This is a genomic window from Streptomyces sp. NPDC057428 (genome assembly GCF_042803195.1).
Taxonomy (GTDB): Bacteria; Actinomycetota; Actinomycetes; order Streptomycetales; family Streptomycetaceae; genus Streptomyces.
Window position 1 is genome coordinate 1 of record NZ_JBHVCT010000002.1, and the last position, 22,397, is coordinate 22,397.

Here is a 22,397-nt window from a genome sequence, read left to right on the forward strand (position 1 = left end):
GCCCCCGGCAGCGACTGCTGCCGGGGGCGCCCTGGTACGTGCCTCTCAGTGACCGGCGAGCCGGTCTGCGAGGCCGCGCACGGCTTCCGCGGCCCTGCGCTGAAGCTGGGGCCCGAAGGTGACGCGTGCCGCGCCCAGTTCACCGAGCCGGCGGCTGGTGGACGGCCCGTCGGGTGCGCCGAGCGCGTTCAGCGGCACGGTCAGGGCCGCGGCCACCCGGGGGAGGGAATCCGCCGGGGCCATGATCGGGTAGACGCAGTCCGCACCGGCTTCGGCGTAGAGGCGGGCGCGGGCGATCGTGTCCGACTCCGCCTCGGCGTCCGTCGCGCCCGGGGTGCCGTGGATGTACGTGTCGACGCGTGCGTTCACGAAGAGGAGGCCGCCCGCCGCGGCGCGTACCTCAGCCAGCCGGTCGGCATGCTTCCGCGGTTCCACGAGGACGCCGTCGGCCGAGTCCTCCAGATTGCAGCCGACCGCACCGGCTTCCAGCAGCCGCCCGACGAGTTCGTCCGGGGCCAGCCCGTAGCCGCCCTCGATGTCCGCCGACACGGGAACGGACACCGCTCGCGTGATCCTGGCCACCGCCGCGAACATCTCGGCCGCGGGGGTCTGCCCGTCGGCGTACCCGAGCGACGCCGCGACACCCGCGCTCGGGGTGGCCAGGGCGGGAAAGCCCGCTTCCTCGAAGGCCCGGGCGCTCGGGACGTCCCACGGGCCCGGCAGGACCAGCGGGTCACCGGGCGGGCGGCCGTGGTGCAGTGCGCGGAAGAGGGCAGCGGACTGGGTCATCGGTACTCCGGGTCTGTGGGGGGACGTGCGGGCGGCGGAAACCGGTGTGGCAGGCCCGATCGCGGACGGCTCGGCTCAATGGCTGCCGGGGGTGTAGTGCCCCGGGGTCAGCCGGAAGGTCACGCCGAAGCGGTTCCAGGCGTTGATCACCGTGATGGCCGCGATCAGCTGGACGAGCTCGGCCTCCTCGAACTGCGCGGCCGCCTTCGCGTACACCTCGTCCGGGACGAATCCGTTGGTCAGGACCGTCACCGCCTCCGTCAGCTCGATCGCCGCCAGCTCCTTCTCCGTGTAGAAGTGCAGCGACTCCCGCCAGGCGCTGAGCTGGATGACGCGCTCGACGGACTCCCCGGCCGCGAGAGCGTCCTTGGTGTGCATGTCCAGGCAGAACGCGCAGTGGTTGAGCTGCGAGGCGCGGATCTTGACCAGTTCGAGGAGCTTCGGCTCGACGCCCTTACGGGACGCGGCGTCCAGCCGGACCATGGCCTTGTAGACGTCGGGGGCGAGCTGGGCCCACTGCAGGCGGGTCGGGTGCTCGGGGGCGTACTCGGAGGTGGCGTGGTCCTGTGTGTTCGTCGTCATGCGTACGACGCTACGCGTCGGGTGGCGCAGCGGTATGGTCCATTTCCATGAAGGATTCCTGGGCCGCTTTCGGAGCCGACCTGCATATCGAACCGTTCGGCGCCGGTCTGCGCAGCGGGCTGATGAACGCGTTGCGGGAGGCCGTCCGCACCGGCCGGCTGGCGCCCGGCACCCGGCTGCCCTCCTCGCGGACGCTGGCCCTCGACCTCGGGATCGCCCGCAACACCGTCGCCGACGCCTACGCCGACCTGGTTGCGGAGGGCTGGCTCACCGCCCGGCAGGGCTCGGGGACGAGGGTCGCCCAGCGGGCCGACGCGGCCGGGCCGAAGGCCCACCGTGCCCCGTCCCGGCAGGTGCGGCGGCGGCCCGCCCACAATCTGATGCCCGGATCGCCGGACCTCTCGACCTTCCCGCGCGCCGAATGGCTCAAGGCGTCGAAGCGCGCCCTCACCGTCGCACCCGACCAGGCCTTCGGTTACGACGATCCGCAGGGTCGCATCGAGCTGAGGACGGTCCTGGCCGACTATCTGGCGCGGGCGCGCGGGGTCTACGCCGCCCCGGAACGCATCGTGATCTGTTCCGGATTCGCCCACGGGCTGGCCCTGATGGGCCAGGTGCTGCGGCAGCGCGGCGTGCGGGAGGCGGCCGTCGAGTCGAGCGGGCTCGACATCCACCGGGACCTGTTGAACGGAGCCGGCCTGGGCACCCCGTGTCTCGCGGTGGACGAACTGGGGGCCCGGACCGGCGAGCTCGGCGGGATGCGTCGCGTGGGAGCGGCCCTGCTGACTCCGGCCCACCAGTTCCCCACGGGCGTCCCGCTCCATCCCGACCGGCGAGCGGCGGCGGTCGACTGGGCACGCTCCTCGGGCGGCCTGATCCTGGAGGACGACTACGACGGCGAATTCCGCTACGACCGGCAGCCGGTGGGCGCACTCCAAGGGCTCGACCCGGAACGGGTCGTCTACCTGGGCACCGCCAGCAAGTCGCTGGCGCCGGGCCTCAGGCTGGCTTGGATGGTGCTGCCGGAGGGGCTCGTGCGGGAGGTCTGCGGCGCCAAGGGCGGCCCCGAGTGGATGACCGGGTCGCTGGACCAGCTGACCCTCGCGGAGTTCATCGCGTCCGGTGCGTACGACCGGCACGTGCGTGCCATGCGTCTGCGCTACAGGCGCCGGCGGGACCAACTCGTCGCCACACTCGCCGAGCGGGCGCCGGGCTTCCGGGTGAGCGGCATCGCGGCCGGGCTGCACGCCGTGCTCGAACTCCCCGCGGGGGCCGAGCACTCCGTGGTTCAGGCGGCCACCTGGCAGGGCCTTGCGCTGGAAGGGCTCTCCCGCTTCGGGCACCCGGATGCGGACGCGCGGCGCGACGGCCTCGTCATCGGCTACGGCACCCCGTCGGACAGCGGCTGGGCGGGGGCGCTGGACGCGCTCTGCCGCGTACTGCCCTAGGGAGAGACGTCGAGAACGCGGATGCCGGGAAGGGCGGTCGGCATATCCGGATATGCGGGCGGAGCCGGCGGGGCCTGGTTTCAGCCGACGGGAGCAGGCATCTAATCTGACTGGCAGCTCGCAGGCGGAACGGCGCCCGCGCGCGGACACGACGGGGGAGAAGAGAACATGGACAAGCGCAAGCTGAGGTCCGGCACCGTGGTGCTCGGCGGCATGGGGGTCCTCGCGGCCACGCTCACGGCCTGCAGTTCGGAACCGGACGAGCGGTGTGTCGACCGGGTGACCCAGGAGATCCTGCCGAGCTACGAATGCAGTGACAGCGACGGCCACGGCACCTACTACTACGGCGGCAGCAGCCACAACAACAGGGTCTCGGGCGGCAGTTTCAACAGGTCCGCGGTCGAACGCCACGGATTCGGCTCCTCCGGCTCCAGCGGCGGCTGACCCGACATGGAACGCCGCACCATCGAGCCACGCCCCGGCTGGCAGCAGATCGTCGAGGAGCAGGGGCTGGTCTACCCCCTCACACGCTATCCGGACGACTCACTGCGCCCGTACTGGGACGAGAGCGCCTACTACGTCTTCTCGCTGCCCGAGGTCGAGGCGCTGGAAGAAGTCGTGGAGGAACTCCACGCGATGTGTCTGGCGGCCGCCGCGCACATAGTCGAGCACGGCCGCTTCGCCGCTCTCGGCATCACCGACGCGCGCCTGGCCGGGCTGATTGCCGAGTCCTGGCGGCGCCGCGCCGAACTCCCCTCCGTCTACGGCCGATTCGACCTCCGGTACGACGGGACCGGCCCGGCGAAGATGCTGGAATACAACGCCGACACCCCCACGTCGCTGGTGGAGGCCGCCAGCCCCCAGTGGTTCTGGATGGAGGACCGCTTTCCCGGTGCGGACCAGTGGAACTCCCTCCACGAACGCCTCGTCGATGCGTGGAGGAAGCAGGCCCCACTGCTTCCTCCCGGCCCGCTGCACTTCGCCCACTCCGACGGCGACGAACTGGGCGAGGACCTGATGACGGTCGCCTACCTGCGGGAGACCGCAGCGCAGGCCGGCATCGACACCCAGGCTCTCTCCGTCGAGAGCATCGGCTGGGACCGGCTGTCCGGCCGCTTCGTCGACGAACGGCTCGGCTTCATCCGCAGCTGCTTCAAGCTCTACCCCTGGGAATGGCTGGCAACGGACCGCTTCGGGCCGCACGTGCTGGACACCCTCGACAACGGCGGTGGCACCGGCAGCACCTGCTGGATCGAACCGGCCTGGAAGATGCTCCTCTCCAACAAGGCGCTCCTGGCCATCCTCTGGGAGCTCTACCCCGGTCATCCCAACCTCCTCCCGGCCTACCTCGACGGCCCCCGCGAACTGGCCGGGGCCGACGGCGCGGGATACGTCGCCAAGCCGTTGCTGGGCCGCGAGGGCGCCGGGGTCACCGTTCACGATCCTGGCGGCGCACCGGTACGACGGGACGAACCCTGCTGCTATCAGGAGCTGGCCCCGCTGCCCGACTTCGCGGGCAACCGCGTGGTACTCGGTGCCTGGGTGGTGGGTGACGAGGCCGCAGGGCTGGGCATCCGGGAATCCGCGGGACTGATCACGGACGAATACGCCCGGTTCCTTCCCCACGTCATCCTCTGAACCCAGCCCCTTGGTTCAGCCCGCCAGGACCCCGCGAAGCTGATCCAGTCCCCAGTCCAGGTCCTCCTTGCTGATCACCAGCGGCGGGGCGATGCGGATGGTGGAGCCGTGGGTGTCCTTGACCAGAACGCCCCGGTCCATCAGCTTCTCCGAGATCTCCCGCCCGGTGCCGAGGGTGGGGGAGACGTCGACGCCGGCCCACAGACCCCGGCCACGCACGGCCTCCACCGCGCCGCCACCGGTCAGCAGCCCCAGCTCGCGGTGGAGATGGTCACCCAGCTCCGCCGCGCGCTCCTGGAACTCCCCGGTGCGCAGCATGGCCACCACCTCCAGGGCGACCGCGCAGGCGAGTGGGTTCCCTCCGAACGTCGACCCGTGTTCGCCGGGCTTGAAGACACCCAGGATCGCGGCGGACGACACGACGGCCGAGACGGGAACGACGCCACCGCCCAGCGCCTTGCCCAGCACGTACATGTCGGGCACCACACCCTCGTGCTCACATGCGAAGGTCCTGCCCGTACGGCCGAGACCGGACTGGATCTCATCCGCGATGAACAGCACATTCCGCTCACGGGTCATCTCCCGCACACCCGCCAGATAGCCCGGCGGCGGCACCAGCACACCCGCCTCGCCCTGGATCGGCTCCATCAGCACGGCCACGGTGTTGTCGGTCATCGCAGCCGACAGCGCGGTCAGGTCCCCGTACGGCACCACCTCGAACCCTGGTGTGTACGGACCGAAGTCCGCCCGCGCCTCGTGATCGGTGGAGAAACTGACGATCGTGGTCGTCCGGCCGTGGAAGTTGCCGGCGGCAACGATGATCTTCGCCGTCCCGTCCAGGAGTCCCTTGACGCGGTAGCCCCATTTGCGGGCCGTCTTCACCGCCGTCTCGACGGCCTCCGCCCCGGTGTTCATGGGCAGGACCATCTCCATGCCGCAGAGCTCGGCGAGCTGGGTGCAGAAGTCGGCGAAACGGTCGTGGTGGAAGGCGCGCGACGTCAGCGTCACCCGCTCGAGCTGGGCCTTGGCGGCGTCGATCAAACGCCTGTTGCCGTGACCGAAGTTGAGCGCGGAATAGCCGGCCAGCATGTCGAGATAGCGGCGCCCTTCGACATCGGTCATCCAGGCGCCCTCGGCCGAAGCGACGACGACGGGCAACGGGTGGTAGTTGTGCGCGCTGTGCTCCTCGGCGGAGGCGATGGCGGTTTCCGTGGTCGACACGGGATCTCCGTTCGTCGTGCGGCGTGGGCGGGGGTGGTGCCCACTTTGTATCGTCGGTCGGATCGGAGGCGGGGAAACATTCACTCTGCGGCGCGCCTCCTGCTCAGCCTTCCAGCAGTTCCTGGCGGTGCTCTGAGCGCCGTCGGCCGGGCGACCGCGGCTGCAGTGCCGCCAGGGTCAGCAGTGAACCAGCGACGAGACCCGGTATCGCCCACCACCAGCGGTCCAGCCGCCCATGTGTCGAAGACCCTGTGCTCCGGGGTGTCAGCGCGGACGCGGGCGTCGCTGCCGGCTCCGGGCTCTTCGTCCGTCCGAACGGGCCCTGGCTCTCCCATGGCTCGGGAAAGAGGGCCGGAGCCGCCTTCGCGCCGTCAGCCCTTCCCATCAGGCCCAGCTCCTTGAGGAGCCGGACCAACTCACCCGGCTCCGCTGCCCGGTGCCAATAGCCCTTGTACGAGTCCGGAACTCCGGTGGCCGTGTGGATCCAGACGGTGTCCCGGTCCTCCCCGGGGAAGACCCGGTCCGTCCTGGTCGGCTGCAGATCGAGCGCCATCCAGGTGACATTGACCTGTCGGGTCCCCACCGAGCCGTCCGACGACGAGGGCTGGGTGCGCGTTCCCTTACCGCCGGGGCCGAGAAGCCTCTCCAGCGAGCGATACCTCGCATCGGAGCCGGACAGGGCGGCAACCTCTCCGCGGGACGGCGAGGTGATCAACACACTCGTCGGCCCACCCGCCGAGGCCTGCGGCGCCTGCAGCAGCCCCAGCCCCAGACCCGGCCCCAGCACCGCCGCGAGAACGGCGGTCCTCCGCGCCCACCCGGCAGTCCTGCCCGCCCAGCTCCGCGCTGTCCCCGAACCGTGCCGCTGTCGTCGCATGCCGCCCCCTGACCGCCCTGCCCGGACTTCCCGGACAGCATCACCTCGGATACACCGCCCGCAGCCCGTCGGTTCCGCCCTGTGGCCGGACACTTCCGGATCTGCTCAGAGCGTCGACTCGGCGATCGCCCGAGCCCGGTCGCGGTCGTCCACACCCTCCAGGCGGAAGGTGATCCGCTCGTCCCGCGTCCACAACAACGTCGGTCCAGCGGTGCGTTCGGATCTGATCCACCGGTCGCCGTCCTCGCCGATCATCATGAACTCGAGGAGGTGCGGCTCGGCGATCCACGCCGCGTATGCCGGACCAGGCGGCATTCCACCGGACGGATCACCCCGGTCGTCGGATTGGCCACCCCGGCCGTGGGATGAACCGTCCGAGGCCTCGGCCGAACCGCCCCGGTCGAGCCCGAGCCACTCGGAGCGGACTCGGACCTGCTTGATGAAGTACGGATCCAGACCCGACGCGAACTCATCGAGCCGTACGGTCCGCCCGCCCTCCTGCCAGCAGAGCGTGATCATCGACCGGCCTTCCGGAAGTCGCGTGACCGCCACGGAGTCCGGTCTCCCGAGCTCATGGGGCACCACCGGACGGAAGTCCGCCGACCGGAGGGCCTCGTGCATGGACACGGGAGCCCCGCAGCCCGGTGCGCCGGGCCCCTGCCGGTTCGACGGGGTCCCCGGCGCATACCGCACCCGGACCCCGCCGAAGTCGAACCACTCGACGACGGTCGCCCGGACCGGCGGGGTGAGCACGAGCACGACGAGCAGTCCCGAAAGCGCGGCTGCGAGCAGCCGGGCGTGGTCCCGGAACCACGCGCCGACCAGCTCCCGGCGCCGCACGGGTTCCCGCACGGGAGCGGGCACCGCCTCCGCGACGATCCGGGCCAGGACCCTCTCGGCCATGGTCGAGCCGTCGGTCTCCGGAATGTCGAGCCCGTCGCGCAGGGCCAGCAGATCCGCCCGCAGCCGCTCCCCGCGCCGGTCGTCGTCCACCCCGGGACGCTCAGGATCACCCTCACCCGTCGCCCTTCGCACCGCTCTCACCCCCTTCCCGATCCGGACCCAGCTGACCGCCGAGCCGCCGCTCGAGATTCTTCAGTGCGCGGTTCAGCCGGGACTTCACCGTCCCCCGCGGCCAGCCGAGCGCCTGCGCGGTCTCCGCCTCGTCCATCTCCAGCAGATAGCGATACGTGACCACCTGTCGCTGCACCTCGCTCAGCTCGCCCAGCGCCTCCGCCAGCAAGGCCTTCCGCTCCTCGGCCAGGGCCGCCACCGCCGGGTCGGCCGACTCGGGTATCACCGGATCCACGCCCCGGCAGCGCGCTTCCCGCCCGGCCACCGCCCGCGCCCTGCCCGCCGAGCGCAGCGTGTTTTTCGTCTCATTCATCACGATGCGCAGCAGCCACGGGCGGAAGGACGCCTCGTCCCGGAAACGCCCCAGGGCCTGGTACGCCTTGAAGAAGGCGGACTGCACCACGTCCTCGGCATCCGCACCGGCCCCGAAGGCGACCGCGGCGCGCAGCGCGACACCGGTGTGGGCGCGCACCAGCTGCGCGTATGCCCCGGCATCCCCGGCGCGTACGCGCGCGATCACCGCGGACTCGCCGTCGGAGCCGCCCGCCGGAACCGTCGCGGCACGCCCGAGATCACTGCCGCCGCCCTCGCCATCGATGGCGCGGCCCCCCTCCAAGCCCGGCTGTGGAGCCCCTCCCCGCGTCCTCACATCTTTCCTACACCGGCTGCCGGGGATTGGTTCCACACCTGAGACAATGAAGGCATGGCCTCTGATCGACCCCGCGTGCTTTCCGGAATCCAGCCCACCGCAGGCTCGTTCCACCTCGGCAACTATCTCGGTGCGGTCCGCCAGTGGGTGGCGCTGCAGGAGTCCCACGACGCCTTCTACATGGTGGTGGACCTGCACGCGATCACCGTCCCGCAGGACCCCCGTGAACTCCGCGCGAACACCCGCCTCGCCGCCGCCCAGTTGCTGGCGGCCGGACTCGACCCCGAGCGGTGCACGCTGTTCGTCCAGAGCCATGTCCCCGAACACGCCCAGCTGGGCTGGATCATGAACTGCCTCACAGGCTTCGGCGAGGCGTCCCGCATGACGCAGTTCAAGGACAAGTCCGCCAAGCAGGGGGCCGACCGGGCGACCGTCGGCCTCTTCACCTACCCGGTGCTCCAGGTCGCCGACATCCTGCTCTACCAGGCGAACCAGGTCCCGGTGGGCGAGGACCAGCGTCAGCACATCGAGCTCACGCGTGACCTGGCGGAGCGTTTCAACGGCCGCTACGGCGAGACGTTCACCATCCCGGCGCCGTACATCCTCAAGGAGACGGCGAAGATCTTCGACCTGCAGGACCCGGCGGTCAAGATGAGCAAGTCGGCGTCCACCCCCAAGGGCCTGATCAATCTCCTGGACGACCCGAAGGTCACCGCCAAGAAGGTCAGGAGCGCGGTGACGGACACGGACACCGTGATCCGTTTCGACGCGGAGAAGAAGCCGGGCGTCAGCAACCTCCTGGGCATCTACTCCACACTCACAGGCACGGCGATCGCCGAGCTGGAACGGAAGTACGAGGGCAAGGGCTACGGCGCGCTCAAGACCGACCTCGCCGAGGTCATGGTGGAGTTCGTCACCCCGTTCCGGACCCGGACGCAGGAATATCTGGACGACCCCGAGACGCTGGACTCCCTCCTGGCCAAGGGAGCGGAGAAGGCGCGGGCCGTCGCCGCCGAGACGCTCGCACAGACCTACGACCGTATGGGTCTTCTGCCCGCGAAGCACTGAGTCCAAGGACTCTGGCGAGATCGCGGCCGAAGGGGCCACACTGACGTCGGCACGACCGAGAACAGACCATCGACGATTGAGGAGAACGATGTGGGGACCGTAACGCTTGGCGTTTCGATCGCGGTCCCGGAGCCTTACGGCAGCCTGCTCCAAGAGCGGCGCGCGAGCTTCGGGGACCCTGCCGCGTACGGCATTCCCACCCACGTCACCCTTCTCCCGCCGACCGAGGCCGAGGCTGCCGACCTTCCGGCGATCGAGACCCACCTGTCACAGATCGCCGCGGCCGGCCGTCCGTTCCCCATGCGGCTGTCGGGCACGGGCACCTTCCGGCCGCTCTCGCCGGTCGTCTTCGTCCAGGTCGTCGAGGGTGCCTCCGCCTGTTCCTGGCTCCAGAAGCGGGTCCGTGAGGCTTCCGGACCGCTCGTACGGGAACTGCAGTTCCCCTACCACCCGCACGTGACCGTCGCGCACGGCATCGCGGAGGCGGCGATGGACCGCGCGTACGAGGAGCTGTCCTCGTACGAGGCGGACTGGACCTGTGGTTCCTTCGCGCTGTACGAACAGGGCACCGACGCCGTGTGGCGCAAGATCAACGAGTTCCCGTTCGGGGACGGCGGCGGCGCGCCCGCGGTACCGGCCCAGGGCGGCAGTGCGGTGGACCAGCCGTCCCTCCGTCCCTGACCCGGACGGGCGCGGTGGCCGTCACGACCACCGCGCCCGTCTAGCGGACCGGCAGCCGCCGGAACAGGGGGCGCGGAACGTGCCGCAGGGCCGACATGACGACCCGCAGCGCACCGGGCACCCACACCGTCTCCGAACGCCGCCGCAGGCCTGCCACGATCGCGTCGGCGACCGCGCCGGGGGTCGTGGCGAGCGGTGCCTCCTCGCGCCCCTCGGTCATCCGGGACCGCACGAATCCGGGGCGTACGACCATCACGTGCACCCCGGTCCCGTGGAGTGCGTCCCCGAGGCCCTGGGCGAAGGCGTCCAGGCCCGCCTTGCTGGAGCCGTAGATGAAGTCCGCGCGACGGGCGCGTTCCCCGGCCACCGACGAGAGCACCACCAGCGAGCCGTGTCCCTGCGCCTGCAGTGCGCCCGCGCACACCAAGCCGGCGGACACCGCCCCCGTGTAGTTGGTCTGCGCCACCCGGACCGCGGAAAGCGGCTCCTCCTCGTCGCGCGCCTGGTCGCCCAGGACGCCGAAGGCCATCAGCACCATGTCGATGTCGCCCTCGGTGAAGAGCTTTCCGAGCACCTCTTCATGGGAGGCGGAGTCGAGCGCGTCAAAGCCGACGGTACGGACGTCGGCCCCCAGTTCGCGCAGATCGGAGGCAGCCCGCTCCAGGGCGGGAGAAGGCCGTCCGGCCAGCCGGACGGTGCGGGTGCGGCGAGCGATCAGCCGCCGCGCGGTGGCCAGTCCGATCTCCGAGGTGCCGCCGAGTACGAGCAGGGACTGCGGGGCACCGAAGGCGTCCTTCAAAGGAAAACTCCTAGCGGGATGACGGGCGATGACAGGGCGCGGACGGGCGGGGAGCCCGGGAGCGGGACACCGGGACAGGGCAGGCGGCCCGCCGGACCGCTCAGAGCGCGAGCCGGCGGGACAGGTCCGAGGTGAAGGCGCCGGAAGGGTCGAGTTCCTGGCGCAAGGCCCGGAAGTCGGGCAGCCGCGGGTACATCGCCTCGGTCAGCTCCGGCCTCAGCCGCGCGTCCTTGGCCAGGAAGACACGCCCGCCCGCCGCCGCCACCTCGTCGTCGAGATCGTCCAGCACTCGGGCGAGCCCCGGCAGCCCGGCGGGCAGCCCGAAGGAGAGCGTCCAGCCGGGAACGGGGAAGGAGAGCCAGCCGGGCCCGCCGTCCCCGAACCGTTCGAGAGTGCCGTGGAAGGCCGGAGTCCGGCGCAGGACGAGACGCCGGACGATGCGGTGCAGGGTCTCCTCGTGGCCGTATCCCAAGGCGAACTGGTACTGGACGAAGCTGCCCGTGCCGCGGACGCGGCGCCAGTCGGGCACGGCGTCCAGGGGGTGGAGGAAGGCCGAGACGCTCCGAAGTGCCCCGGTCCGCGAGGGGAGGGCGCCGCGGTGGCCGAGTTCGGCCAGGAGGGCGCCTGCGGTCCGGCCGAACAGTCCCTCAGGGACGAGGGCGTGGGGCGCGGGACGACGCCCGGGGCGGAGATCCAGCGGTGTGCGCCTGGCGCGCGCCGGTAGCGCGTCGAGGGGCGCGTGCTCTCCCCGCATGACGACGGCCCGCCCGGTCGCCTTTCCGCGCGCAAGGAGGTCGATCCTGGCCGTCGCGTACGGCGAGGCGTCGCCGGAGGTCGCGAGCCGTGCCATCGTCTCGTCCAGGTCCGCCGACCGCACCGTGTCGACCGTCATCAGCGAGGTGCTGACGGGACGCAGGGCCAGAGTGGCGGAGAGGATCACCCCGGTCAGGCCGAGGCCACCCGCGGTCGCGTCGAACAGATCCGTGCCCGGGAGCACCGTGCGTACCTCGCCGTCGGCGGTCAGCAGTTCCAGTGCGCGCACGTGCCGGGCGAAGGTCCCCGCCGTCCGGTGGTTCCTGCCGTGGACGTCCGAGCCGATGGCTCCGCCGACCGTCACCTGACGGGTCGCCGGTGTGACCGGGAGGAACCAGCCGAGCGGGAGCACCGTCTCGATCAGGCGGTGCAGGCTCACCCCGGCTTCGCAGACGACCGTGCCCGCCGCCGGATCGACCGAGCGGATCCGGTCCAGGGCGGTCATGTCGACGACCGAACCTCCCGCGTTCTGTGCCGCGTCGCCGTGCGCCCGGCCGAGCCCCCGGGCGACGACCCCTCTGGGGCCACGGCCCCGGACCGCGACCACGGCTTCTTCGTACGTACGGGGGCGAAACCGCACTGCGGTCGTCGGGGCGGTGCGGCCCCAGCCGGTCAAGGACACCGTGTCGACAGACATGGACGTGACGTTATCGCCAGAGAAAACCCTTTTGAGGGATTTGTTACAGCACTCACCGAAATGGGTGATCGGTGATCCGGAGAGCCCCGGGCACCGGTTTTCCGGCTCCGGAGGGGTACGCGTAGGTCATGGACTGGCTGAAAAGACTCCCCGTCGTCGGGCCGCTCGTCGCACGGCTCATGGAGACGCACGCCTGGCGCTCCTACGAGACTCTGGACCGGGTGCACTGGGCCAGGCTCGCGGCGGCGATCACCTTTCTCAGCTTCCTCGCGCTCTTCCCGCTGATCGCGGTCGGTGCGGCGGTCGGGGCCGCGCTGCTCTCGACCGAGCAGCTGGACAAGATCCAGGACAAGCTCGCCGAGCAGGTGCCCGGCATCTCCGACCAGCTCGGCATCGAGGACCTCGTGGCCCACGCGGGCACCATCGGAGTGGTCGCCGGTCTGCTGCTGCTCTTCACCGGCATCGGCTGGATCGGCTCGATGCGGGACTGTCTGCGCGCGGTGTGGGAGAAGGACGACGTGGTCGAGGGCAACCCGGTCGTCCGCAAGATCAAGGACGCCGGGCTGCTGCTCGGCCTCGGCGGCGCGGCGCTCGTGACCCTCGCCGTCTCCACCGTCGCCTCGACCGCCATCGGCTGGACGGCCGACCGTCTGGGTATCCCGGAGAACGGCGCGGGCGGGATCCTGCTCCAGGTGGCCGCCGTGGCCGTGGCGGTCTGCGCCGACTTCCTGCTGCTCCTCTACCTGCTCACCCTGCTGCCGGGCGTCGAGCCCCCGCGGCGCCGGCTGATCGTCGCCGGACTGGTCGGCGCCGTCGGGTTCGAGATGCTCAAGCTGCTGCTCGGCAGCTATATCCGGGACGTGGCGGCGAAGAGCGTGTACGGCGCCTTCGGCGTGCCCATCGCACTGCTCCTGTGGATCAACTTCAGCGCCAAACTGCTGCTCGTCTGCGCCGCCTGGACGGCGACCCCGAGCAAGGGCGGTGACGGGCCGGAGGCCGAGGAGGTCAGCGACGGGGAAGACGGCGCACCAGGTCCGGCAGCGGCCAGCGCCGGTTGACGAGGAACACCCCGGCCGCCAGGACCACCAGCAGTCCGCCGACGATCGACAGGGCGGTCCAGACCCCGCTGGAGCCCGATGCGGCGGCCGCCGTGGTGGCCGCGTGCTTCTTCTCGGCCTTGTCCGCGCCGGCCGCGGGCGCGGAGTCCTTCGCGGGCCCGGTCACGGCGGACTTCGGAGGGACGAGCTCGCCGACCGGGGTCACCTTGCCGTCCGCCGCGAAGCCCCAGTCGAGCAGGCCGGCGGCCTCCTTGTAGACGGCGTGGCTCTCGTCCGCCGACGGGTGCATGACGGTGACGAGCAGGACCTTGCCGTCGCGCTCGGCGATACCCGTGAAGGTGTTGCCCGCGTGGGTGGTGTAGCCGTTCTTGACCCCGGCGATGCCCTTGTACGGCTCGACACCGATGTCGCCGGTGATCAGGCGGTTGGTGTTCTGGATCTCGAAGGACTCGCGCTTCTTGCCCTTCTTCTGCGCACCCGGGAAGTCCGCCGTCGCCGTCGCTGCGTACTCGCGGAAGTCCGCCTTCTGCATGCCGCTGCGGGCGAACAGCGTCAGGTCGTAGGCGCTGGAGACCTGGTTCGGGGCGTCGTAGCCGTCGGGGGAGACCACCCGGGTGTCGAGAGCCTGCAGTTCCTCGGCGTGCCGCTGCATCGCGGCGACCGTGGCGGGCACGCCGCCGTACATCGCCGACAGCACGTGCACCGCGTCGTTGCCCGAACGCAGGAACACGCCGAGCCACAGGTCGTGCACCGTGTACGCCTGGTCCTCCTTCACGCCGACCAGACTGCTGCCCTCGCCGATCCCGGCCAGTTCCTCCTCGGTCACCATGTGGGTCAGGGACTTCGGCTGCAGGGCGGGCAGGACCGTGTCGGCGAAGAGCATCTTCAGCGTCGAGGCGGGCGGCAGCCGCCAATGGGCGTTGTGCGAGGCGAGTACCTGCCCGTTCTCGGCGTTCGCGACGATCCACGACCGTCCGGTGAGCTTCTTCGGCAGGACCGGGGCGCCGGGGCCCAGCTGGACCTGGGTGCCCACCTCGCCCAGCCGCTCGCCACCCACGGTGGACATGGGACCGGTCGGCTTCGGCTGTTTGTCGTCGGTCTTGTCCTTGTCGGCCGCCCCTGCAGGACCGGCGACACATACGGACAGCAACGCGGCAGAGAGGACCGTCATTACGGTCATTTTCAGAGCAGGCACGGTCGGAAACGTACATGGCGTTGCTGGGGATCGGGACCTGGGTGCCCTGACCCGCCGTGCATTCCGCTTGGACAGCCCACCCCGGGCGACCGGGCCGGAGCGCGGCGGCGATACTGATCGTATGAAGCTCAGCCGCCCCGTCTCCTGGTTCCTGCTCGTGTTCGGGGTGTGGAGCTGGTTCATCTGGATCACCTTTGCAAAGAACCTGTGGAAGGACGGCAGCGGGCTCGCGTTCGACGACGCGGGTGGACCGACCGCCTACTTCTGGGTCCATCTCCTGCTCGCCATCACCTCGTTTCTTCTGGGGACGGCCGTCGGAGTCATCGGGTTCCGTGGTGTCAGGGCTTTGCGTCACGCAGGCAGATGACGGGCCGGGCGCTCACCGGCGCCAGGACGGGATTTCAGCGGGGGAGCGTTCGTGGTTGTGGTCTTCGTGCTCGTGGCGGTCGCGGTTCTCGCCCTGCTCGTCCTGGTGCACCGCTACGTGTGGCACCGGCTGATCGGTGACACGACGACACCGGGCGGCCTCGCGCGCCGCGCCGGTACCGTCGCGGCGTTCGTACTGCCGCTGCTCTCCGTCGGCGCCCTCGTCTCGAGCCGGACCGGACTGCCCTTCGCGGTGCAGCAGGTGCTGGCCTGGCCTGGCTTCCTGTGGCTGGCCGCCCTGCTCTACCTCACGCTTGCCCTGCTGGCGGGAGAGGCCGTGCGCCCCGTTCTGCGCCGTGTCCTCGCACGACGGGACGGGACCGCCGAAGCTGCCCCGGGGTCCGCCGGGACGACGAGCCCCTCCGCAGAGGCAGCCGTCGGCGCGCGCCCGGTGGATGTCACCCTCACGGATGCCGCCGGGCCCGAGGCCGCACCGGCCAGGTCAGGCGAAGCCCATGAGGCCCCGGCTGCGACGGACGTCACCGTGTCCCTGGAAGCCCACGACATCCCGGCCGCCCCGAAGGCGGCCGATCCCTCCCGCAGGCTGTTCGTCGCCCGCGCCGTCGGCGGGGCAGCGGCCCTCGCCGGCCTGGGCACGGTCGGATACGGCACCTACGGGGTCCTGCGCGGCCCCCGGGTCAAGCGCGTCACCGTGCCGCTGGCCGGACTCCCTCGCTCCGCACACGGCTTCAGGATCGCCGTGGTCAGCGACATCCACATCGGCCCGGTCCTGGGCCGCTCACACACCCGGCGCATCGTCGACACGATCAACGCCACCGGCCCGGATCTCGTCGCGGTCGTCGGGGACCTCGTCGACGGCTCGGTCGCGGACCTGGCCTCCGCCGCCGAACCGCTCGCCGATCTCGAAGCCCGTCACGGCAGCTACTTCGTGACCGGCAACCACGAATACTTCTCCGGTGCGGCCCAGTGGGTCGATCACGTCCGCGAACTGGGCCTGCACCCGCTGGAGAACGCCCGCGTCGAGATCGGCGGCTTCGACCTCGCGGGGGTCAACGACATCGCCGGTGAGAGCGAGGGGCAGGGACCCGACTTCGCCCGTGCCCTCGGTGACCGGGACCGCAGCCGCGCCTCCGTCCTCCTCGCGCACCAGCCCGTCGTCATCGACCACGCCGTCGAGTACGGGGTGGGGCTGCAGCTCTCAGGCCACACCCACGGGGGTCAGCTCTGGCCCGGCAACCTCGTGGCCGAGCTCGCCAACCCCACGGTCGCAGGCCTCGAACGTTACGGTGACACACAGTTGTACGTCTCGCGGGGCGCGGGTGCGTGGGGTCCACCGGTGCGTGTCGGGGCGCCGTCCGACATCACCGTGGTGGAGCTGGCCTCCCGCCAGGCCTGAGCGCCCACGCCCGGCCTCCCGCCAGGCCCGAGCGCCGACGATGCCCTCCCCGGGCACGGAAAGCACGCACAGAGGTCACATCCAGCGATGAAAACGTCGTGAGAACAGCACTTTTGGCGAACAAGTCACGGCCGGCATCGTCCTTCGACTTCCCGATGTGAATATCGTGTGATTGGGTGAGGGCGAACATGCGGCGATGTGCGCGATTCCCGCACATGAGCCGAGTTGGGCTGGTAAGGGAGAGCACGACACATGCGGTCGATCCGGATACGGATTCTCGCGACAATCGCGGTACTGGCCATCGTCGGATTCGGAGGCTGGAGACTGCTCCCCTCGGACGAGGTGAACGAGGATCCCATCAAGGTCGGCACGACCGACGAGGTGACCTCGCTCGACCCGGCCGGGGCCTACGACGCGGGTTCCTGGGCCATCTACAGCAACTTGTACCAGTCGCTGCTGACCTTCAAGTCCGGTGCGATCGTGCCGGAGCCGGACGCGGCGGAGAGCTGCGGGTTCGTCGGGCAGAAGCTCCAGACCTACCAGTGCACGATGCGGGACGACCTGACGTTCTCCAACGGCCGCAAGATCACCGCCGCGGACGTGAAGTACTCCTTCGACCGCATGCTCAAGATCAAGACGGACGTCGGTCCTTCGGTCCTCTTCCCCAATCTCGCCTCGGTCGTGACCGAGGGGCGGACCGTCACCTTCAACCTGTCGACCCGTGACGCGACCTTCCCGCAGAAGCTCGCGACGGGTGCCGGGTCCATCGTGGACCCCAGCGCCTACCCGAAGGACAAGCTCCGCACCGGCAACCAGGTCGACGGCTCGGGGCCGTACATCCTGAAGGCGTACGAGCCCGGGGTGCAGGCCAAGCTGGTGCCCAACCCGGCCTACAAGGGCGCGCTGAAGAAGACCGGGGTGGCTGTCGACATCCGCTACTTCGAGGGATCCGACCAGCTCCAGGCCGCCTGGCAGGCCGGCGAGGTCGATGTCACGCACCGTCAGCTGCCCGCCGACAAGCTCGCCGAGCTCGACCCGGGTGCCACCGATCAGCGCGTGACCGAGGCGGACAGCGCCGAGATCCGCAACCTGGTCTTCAACGTCCGCGCCGACTCGCCGCTCTCGGACAAGCGGGTCCGCCAAGCGCTGGCGTGGATCATCGACCGCGGCCCGCTGGTCAGCGACGTCTACCACAGCACCGTCGAGCCGCTCTACTCGCTGATCCCCCAGGGCTACATCGGGCACAGCACCCCCTTCTTCGACGCCTACCCGCAGCCCGATCCGAAGCGGGCCAAGGCCCTCATGCAGCAGGCGGGGGTGCAGATGCCGCTGCACATCACGTTCGCCCACCGCGACGACGACGCGAACAAGGCGGAGAGCGCCGAGCTGGTCCGCCAGATGGAGAAGGACGGACTGTTCAAGGTAACCGAGAAGGCCGTGGAGTGGCAGGCCTTCCAGAAGGGTTACGCGGCGGGCGACTACGACGCCTACACGGTCGGCTGGCTCCCCGACTTCCCCGACTCCGACACCTTCAGCCAGCCGCTCGTCGGCCGCGACAACAGCCTCCACAACGGCTACGACAGCGCGAAGATGAACAGGCTGATCACGGCCACGCAGCAGTACAGCGACCGCGGCCGCACGTCGTCCGACTTCAAGGATCTGCAGCAGCTGGTCGGCGAGGACGTGCCGCTCATCCCGCTGTGGCAGAAGAAGGACTACGTCGTCGCCACGCCGGACGTGTCGGGCTCCCAGTACCTCTCGGACGGTACCGGGATCTGGCGCCTCTGGGAACTCAGCTGGATCTGACGTCCCGGGCCCCGGGCATGAACTCGACCAGCACGTCGTGAACCTGCCGCACGAGCGGTCGCAGCACCCGGAAACGGGAGAGTGCGATCGCCCGTGCGGCGAGTGGCGCCGTGCGCTCCACCAGCCGTCGGCTGCGCTCCGTGTTCTCGGTACGGTCGTAGACCCAGAAAAGCACCATCCCCATCTGCATCAGCCACATCAACTGCGGGAGCAGCTCGTCCAGTTCGGGGTCACGCTTGATGTCCGACCCGGCCAGGCAGCGCCTGTGGATGGAGATCGCGGCCTCGCGGGCGGCGACGGAATCCTCCGAGAACGGTGAGAGCGGGCTCTCGGGGTCGGCGGCGTTCTTGAAGAACTGGCCCGCGAAGCGGTGGTACTGCTCTGCCACGTCCAGCCAGCCGAGCAGTACCCCACGGATGCGGACGGCGAGATCGGTGTCACCCTCCAGGACCGGCTGGACGGCGACCGCGTGCTCGGCGGCGATCCGGTCGTAGAAGCCCTGGACGAGGTGTTCCTTCGAGGAGAAGTAGTAGTAGGCGTTCCCCACGGAGACGCCGGCCTCCTGCGCGATGGCCCGCATCGTGGTCTTGTCGTATCCGCGCTGCTCGAAGAGCCGGAGCGCGGTCTCAAGGATCAGCGTGCGGGTCTGCTCGCTCTTGGGGGCCTTGGAGGCCCTGCCGGACGGCCTCGCCGCGTTCGCGTCAGCCACGTTGTCCTCTTCCTTCACCACAGGCCCAAGGCTATCCGGGAGATCCGCCCGCGGAATCCGGCAGCCCGGCCCGGCAGAGCCACACCGCTCCGAGGTGACGGACCTGAACCTCGCCGCGGTGAGCACGGACCCTTCGGGAGGTGCCCAGCCGTCGGATCGGGAACCGGAGAGCCGGGGACCGGTGGTGCGGTCCCCGGCGTGAAACCAGGCGTGGTCCGTGGCCGCGGCAGCTGACGGGCGATCTGGGTGGCGGCCCGGTGCGAGGGACCGGATCTCAGGCGCTCATCGAACGCGCCGTGTTGACCTGCGACATGACCATCTGGAAGGTCTCGGGCCCCGTTGCCGGGATCATCGTCGAGTGGTGGCGGCCGGCGCTGGTGACGGTGACCTGGATGAAGCCGGTCGTGTGCTTTTCCTTCATCAGGAGGAACAGCAGACCGATCAGGCAGAACAGCGCGAAGACGATCGCCAGCACGATGCCGACGGTGGGGATCTTCTCCTCCGTGCGCGACATGTCCGTCGCCGTCCACACCGCGCCCTTCAGCGGCATGGTGCCGGACGGCGTCACGATCCCGTCGTTCATCACCGTGATGTCACCGAACGAGAGCATGGGCACCCCGCCGGTCCCGCCGTACTGCACCGGCAGGTTGAAGCCGGGCTGCGTCGGCTGGCCGCCCGGTCCCGGACAGCCGTACCCGGGGCCGGGCTGAGCCGCGGAATCCGGCAGCGGCTGCGGGTAGCCGTACGCCGGGGTGGCGCCCGGCGCCGGATAGCCGTAACCCTGGCCGTCCGGCATCGTGGGCGGGTTGCCCGGTGGCTGCGGCGGGCCCCACTTGTATGAGTCGTCCGCGTACGGATTCGGATCGCTCACAGCGTTCCCCGTTCTCCCTCAAGGCATCTGCTCCCGTGCTGTGCTGCGCCGGGAGAGGTGAGCCGGTCAGGCTCCGCACGACCGTACCGTCCCGGCCCGCCCCCACGTACCAAGAGACCCCGTTCCCCGCACGTGCGGCGCGGGGAACGGGGTCTCGGGAGGTGACGCGAGGGTCAGAAGCGACGCGTGATCAGGGCGCGCTTCACTTCCTGGATCGCCTTGGTGACCTCGATGCCACGCGGGCAGGCGTCCGTGCAGTTGAACGTCGTGCGGCAACGCCACACACCGTCACGGTCGTTGAGGATCTCCAGGCGCTGCTCCCCGGCCTCGTCACGCGAGTCGAAGATGAAGCGGTGCGCGTTGACGATGGCCGCCGGGCCGAAGTACTGGCCGTCGTTCCAGAACACCGGGCACGAGGACGTGCACGCGGCGCACAGGATGCACTTGGTGGTGTCGTCGAAGCGCTCACGGTCCTCGGCGGACTGCAGACGCTCACGCGTCGGCTCGTTGCCCTTGGTGACGAGGAAGGGCATGACGTCGCGGTACGCCTGGAAGAACGGGTCCATGTCGACCACAAGGTCCTTGAGGACCGTGAGGCCCTTTATGGCCTCGACCGTGATCGGCTTGTCCGGGTTGATGTCCTTGATCAGCGTCTTGCAGGCGAGTCTGTTCTTGCCGTTGATCCGCATCGCGTCGGACCCGCAGATGCCGTGCGCGCAGGAGCGGCGGAAGGTCAGGGAACCGTCCAGCTCCCACTTGATCTTGTGAAGGGCGTCGAGGACACGCTCCTTCGGGTCGATCGAGATCTGGAAGTCCTGCCACTGGACCTCGTCGGAGACCTCCGGGTTGAACCGGCGGATCCGGAACGTGGCGGTGATGTAGGGCGAGTCGCCGAAGCCGGCCTCGGCCTTGTCGCTCTTTTCCAGGGTCGGAGTAGCCATCAGTACTTACGCTCCATCGGCTGGTAGCGGGTCGTGACGACCGGCTTGTAGTCGAGCCTGATCGACTCGGAGCCGTCGTCCGCGACCTCGCGGTACGCCATGGTGTGGCGCATGAAGTTGACGTCGTCGCGGTTCGGGAAGTCCTCGCGGTAGTGACCACCGCGGGACTCCTTGCGGGCCAGCGCCGAGGCCGCCATGACCTCGGCCAGGTCGAGGAGGTTGCCCAGCTCGACGGCCTCCAGGAGGTCGGTGTTGAACCGCTTGCCCTTGTCCTGGATGGACACGTTGAGATAGCGCGCCCGCAGCTCGGCGATCTTGTCGACCGCCGTCTTGATGGTCTGCTCGGTGCGGAACACCATCACGTTGGCGTCCATGCACTCCTGCAGTTCCGTGCGGAGTACGGCGACGCGCTCGGTGCCCGTCGAGTTGCGCAGCCGCTCGAGCTGCTCCTCCACCAGCTTCGCCGGGTTCTCGGGAAGCTCGACGAAGTCGTTCTTCGCGGAGTACTCGGCGGCCGCGATGCCCGACCGGCGTCCGAAGACGTTGATGTCGAGCAGCGAGTTGGTGCCGAGGCGGTTGGCACCGTGCACGGAGACACATGCGACCTCGCCGGCGGCGTACAGGCCCGGGACGACGGTGGTGTTGTCGGCCAGCACCTCGCCCTCGACGTTGGTCGGGATGCCGCCCATGGCGTAGTGCGCGGTCGGCTGGATCGGGATCGGGTCCGTGTAGGGCTCGATGCCGAGGTAGGTACGCGCGAACTCGGTGATGTCCGGGAGCTTCGCGTCCAGCTGCTCCGGCGGGAGGTGCGTGAGGTCGAGGTAGACGTGGTCACCCTCGGGGCCGCAGCCGCGGCCCTCACGGATCTCCGTGTAGATGGAGCGGGACACGACGTCACGGGACGCGAGGTCCTTCATGACCGGCGCGTACTTCTCCATGAAGCGCTCGCCGTCCTTGTTGCGGAGGATGCCGCCCTCACCGCGGGCGCCCTCCGTCAGCAGGATGCCCATGCGCCAGATGCCCGTCGGGTGGAACTGGAAGAACTCCATGTCCTCCAGCGGCAGACCACGGCGGTACGCGGCGGCCTGGCCGTCACCGGTCAGGGTGTGGGCGTTGGAGGTCACCTTGAAGAACTTGCCGGTGCCGCCGGAGGCGAAGATGACCGACTTCGCCTGGAAGACGTGGATCTCGCCGGTCGCCAGCTCGTAGGCGACGACGCCCGCGGACTTCTTGACCCCGTCCACGTCCTGGAGCAGGAGGTCCAGGACGTAGAACTCGTTGAAGAACTCCACGCCCTCCTTGACGCAGTTCTGGTACAGCGTCTGGAGGATCATGTGACCGGTGCGGTCCGAGGCGTAACACGACCGGCGGACCGGGGCCTCGCCGTGGCTACGGGTGTGACCGCCGAAGCGGCGCTGGTCGATGCGGCCCTCGGGCGTCCGGTTGAACGGCAGGCCCATCTTCTCCAGGTCGAGGACGGCGTCGATGGCCTCCTTCGCCAGGATCTCGGCGGCGTCCTGGTCGACCAGGTAGTCGCCGCCCTTGATCGTGTCGAAGGTGTGCCACTCCCAGTTGTCCTCCTCCACGTTCGCCAGCGCGGCGGCCATGCCGCCCTGCGCGGCACCCGTGTGGGAGCGGGTGGGGTAGAGCTTCGTCAGGACGGCGGTGCGGCTGCGCTTGGTCGACTCGATGGCCGCGCGCATGCCGGCGCCGCCGGCGCCGACGATGACTGTGTCGTACTTGTGGATCTGCATGGTT

General features: G+C 70.0%; 22 protein-coding genes. 9 read left to right on the top strand and 13 right to left on the bottom strand.

The window, feature by feature from the left end:
• Nucleotides 1-45 precede the first annotated feature (45 nt).
• The gene (locus tag ACFU5K_RS00895; protein WP_384055099.1) at nt 46-789 is read right to left on the bottom strand and encodes an isocitrate lyase/phosphoenolpyruvate mutase family protein; all 744 of its coding nucleotides are present in this window, start codon (nt 787-789) and stop codon (nt 46-48) included.
• A gap of 75 nt (nt 790-864) precedes the next feature.
• Nucleotides 865-1,371 (bottom strand): carboxymuconolactone decarboxylase family protein, encoded by a 507-nt coding sequence (locus ACFU5K_RS00900; protein ID WP_384055102.1) that lies wholly within the window; start codon nt 1,369-1,371, stop codon nt 865-867.
• 47 nt (nt 1,372-1,418) lie between these two features.
• Between ACFU5K_RS00900 and ACFU5K_RS00905 the strand changes: the two genes are divergently transcribed.
• From ACFU5K_RS00905 to ACFU5K_RS00915, 3 genes are all read left to right on the top strand, one after another.
• Nucleotides 1,419-2,819: a PLP-dependent aminotransferase family protein gene (locus ACFU5K_RS00905; RefSeq protein ID WP_384055104.1), complete on the top strand. Its 1,401-nt coding sequence runs from the start codon at nt 1,419-1,421 to the stop codon at nt 2,817-2,819.
• A 168-nt stretch (nt 2,820-2,987) separates the two neighbouring features.
• Nucleotides 2,988-3,263, top strand: coding sequence for a hypothetical protein (locus tag ACFU5K_RS00910; protein WP_384055107.1), 276 nt, complete (start codon nt 2,988-2,990; stop codon nt 3,261-3,263).
• Between the two features lie 6 nt (nt 3,264-3,269).
• On the top strand, nt 3,270-4,457 hold the full coding sequence (locus tag ACFU5K_RS00915; protein ID WP_384055109.1) for a glutathionylspermidine synthase family protein: 1,188 nt from the start codon (nt 3,270-3,272) through the stop codon (nt 4,455-4,457).
• Nucleotides 4,458-4,472: 15 nt separating this feature from the next.
• On the opposite strand, the gene rocD is transcribed toward ACFU5K_RS00915, so the two are convergent.
• From rocD to ACFU5K_RS00935, 4 genes are all read right to left on the bottom strand, one after another.
• Complete coding sequence (rocD, locus tag ACFU5K_RS00920) at nt 4,473-5,678, bottom strand: ornithine--oxo-acid transaminase (RefSeq protein ID WP_384055112.1); 1,206 nt, start codon at nt 5,676-5,678, stop codon at nt 4,473-4,475.
• 103 nt (nt 5,679-5,781) lie between these two features.
• Nucleotides 5,782-6,555: a hypothetical protein gene (locus tag ACFU5K_RS00925; RefSeq protein WP_384055114.1), complete on the bottom strand. Its 774-nt coding sequence runs from the start codon at nt 6,553-6,555 to the stop codon at nt 5,782-5,784.
• 105 nt (nt 6,556-6,660) lie between these two features.
• A complete protein-coding gene (locus ACFU5K_RS00930) occupies nt 6,661-7,548 on the bottom strand; it encodes a hypothetical protein (RefSeq protein WP_384055117.1) in 888 nt (295 codons plus the stop codon).
• Between the two features lie 22 nt (nt 7,549-7,570).
• Nucleotides 7,571-8,278 (bottom strand): RNA polymerase sigma factor, encoded by a 708-nt coding sequence (locus tag ACFU5K_RS00935; protein ID WP_384055120.1) that lies wholly within the window; start codon nt 8,276-8,278, stop codon nt 7,571-7,573.
• Nucleotides 8,279-8,332: 54 nt separating this feature from the next.
• Here ACFU5K_RS00935 and trpS point away from each other — a divergent pair, with 54 nt between their 5' ends.
• Together trpS and ACFU5K_RS00945 are read left to right on the top strand one after the other, a co-directional pair.
• The gene (trpS, locus tag ACFU5K_RS00940) at nt 8,333-9,346 is read left to right on the top strand and encodes a tryptophan--tRNA ligase (protein ID WP_384055123.1); all 1,014 of its coding nucleotides are present in this window, start codon (nt 8,333-8,335) and stop codon (nt 9,344-9,346) included.
• A 90-nt stretch (nt 9,347-9,436) separates the two neighbouring features.
• A complete protein-coding gene (locus ACFU5K_RS00945) occupies nt 9,437-10,027 on the top strand; it encodes a 2'-5' RNA ligase family protein (protein ID WP_384055126.1) in 591 nt (196 codons plus the stop codon).
• Between the two features lie 40 nt (nt 10,028-10,067).
• Here ACFU5K_RS00945 and ACFU5K_RS00950 read toward each other — a convergent pair whose 3' ends face one another.
• Both ACFU5K_RS00950 and ACFU5K_RS00955 read right to left on the bottom strand, forming a co-directional pair.
• Nucleotides 10,068-10,826, bottom strand: a complete 759-nt coding sequence (locus ACFU5K_RS00950) for a decaprenylphospho-beta-D-erythro-pentofuranosid-2-ulose 2-reductase (protein WP_384055129.1) — start codon at nt 10,824-10,826, stop codon at nt 10,068-10,070.
• A 100-nt stretch (nt 10,827-10,926) separates the two neighbouring features.
• Complete coding sequence (locus tag ACFU5K_RS00955; RefSeq protein WP_384055132.1) at nt 10,927-12,276, bottom strand: FAD-binding oxidoreductase; 1,350 nt, start codon at nt 12,274-12,276, stop codon at nt 10,927-10,929.
• 128 nt (nt 12,277-12,404) lie between these two features.
• On the opposite strand from ACFU5K_RS00955, the gene ACFU5K_RS00960 reads away from it, so the two are divergent.
• Complete coding sequence (locus ACFU5K_RS00960; RefSeq protein ID WP_384055135.1) at nt 12,405-13,334, top strand: YihY/virulence factor BrkB family protein; 930 nt, start codon at nt 12,405-12,407, stop codon at nt 13,332-13,334.
• Here ACFU5K_RS00960 and ACFU5K_RS00965 read toward each other — a convergent pair.
• Nucleotides 13,282-14,529 (bottom strand): D-alanyl-D-alanine carboxypeptidase family protein, encoded by a 1,248-nt coding sequence (locus tag ACFU5K_RS00965; protein ID WP_384055138.1) that lies wholly within the window; start codon nt 14,527-14,529, stop codon nt 13,282-13,284. The genes ACFU5K_RS00960 and ACFU5K_RS00965 overlap by 53 nt on opposite strands.
• Nucleotides 14,530-14,650: 121 nt before the next feature.
• Between ACFU5K_RS00965 and ACFU5K_RS00970 the strand changes: the two genes are divergently transcribed.
• The 3 genes from ACFU5K_RS00970 (at nt 14,651) to ACFU5K_RS00980 (ending at nt 18,118) form a co-directional block, all read left to right on the top strand.
• On the top strand, nt 14,651-14,896 hold the full coding sequence (locus ACFU5K_RS00970) for an SCO4848 family membrane protein (protein WP_384055141.1): 246 nt from the start codon (nt 14,651-14,653) through the stop codon (nt 14,894-14,896).
• A 51-nt stretch (nt 14,897-14,947) separates the two neighbouring features.
• Nucleotides 14,948-16,312, top strand: a complete 1,365-nt coding sequence (locus ACFU5K_RS00975) for a metallophosphoesterase (RefSeq protein ID WP_384055143.1) — start codon at nt 14,948-14,950, stop codon at nt 16,310-16,312.
• 252 nt (nt 16,313-16,564) lie between these two features.
• A complete protein-coding gene (locus ACFU5K_RS00980; protein WP_384055146.1) occupies nt 16,565-18,118 on the top strand; it encodes an ABC transporter substrate-binding protein in 1,554 nt (517 codons plus the stop codon).
• On the opposite strand, the gene ACFU5K_RS00985 is transcribed toward ACFU5K_RS00980, so the two are convergent.
• The 4 genes from ACFU5K_RS00985 to sdhA all read right to left on the bottom strand — a co-directional run bounded on the left by ACFU5K_RS00985 (nt 18,105) and on the right by sdhA (nt 22,393).
• A complete protein-coding gene (locus tag ACFU5K_RS00985; protein WP_384055149.1) occupies nt 18,105-18,848 on the bottom strand; it encodes a TetR family transcriptional regulator in 744 nt (247 codons plus the stop codon). The two genes, ACFU5K_RS00980 and ACFU5K_RS00985, sit on opposite strands and share 14 nt — an antisense overlap.
• A gap of 253 nt (nt 18,849-19,101) precedes the next feature.
• Nucleotides 19,102-19,698 carry a hypothetical protein gene (locus ACFU5K_RS00990; protein WP_384055152.1) on the bottom strand — a complete coding sequence of 199 codons (597 nt, stop codon included), beginning with the start codon at nt 19,696-19,698 and terminating at the stop codon, nt 19,102-19,104.
• A gap of 173 nt (nt 19,699-19,871) precedes the next feature.
• A complete protein-coding gene (locus ACFU5K_RS00995; RefSeq protein ID WP_384055155.1) occupies nt 19,872-20,639 on the bottom strand; it encodes a succinate dehydrogenase iron-sulfur subunit in 768 nt (255 codons plus the stop codon).
• Entirely contained in the window at nt 20,639-22,393 is a 1,755-nt protein-coding gene (gene sdhA / locus ACFU5K_RS01000; RefSeq protein ID WP_384055158.1) for a succinate dehydrogenase flavoprotein subunit, read from the bottom strand. Before sdhA ends, ACFU5K_RS00995 begins: the two co-directional genes overlap by 1 nt.
• Between the last annotated feature and the right edge of the window lie 4 nt (nt 22,394-22,397).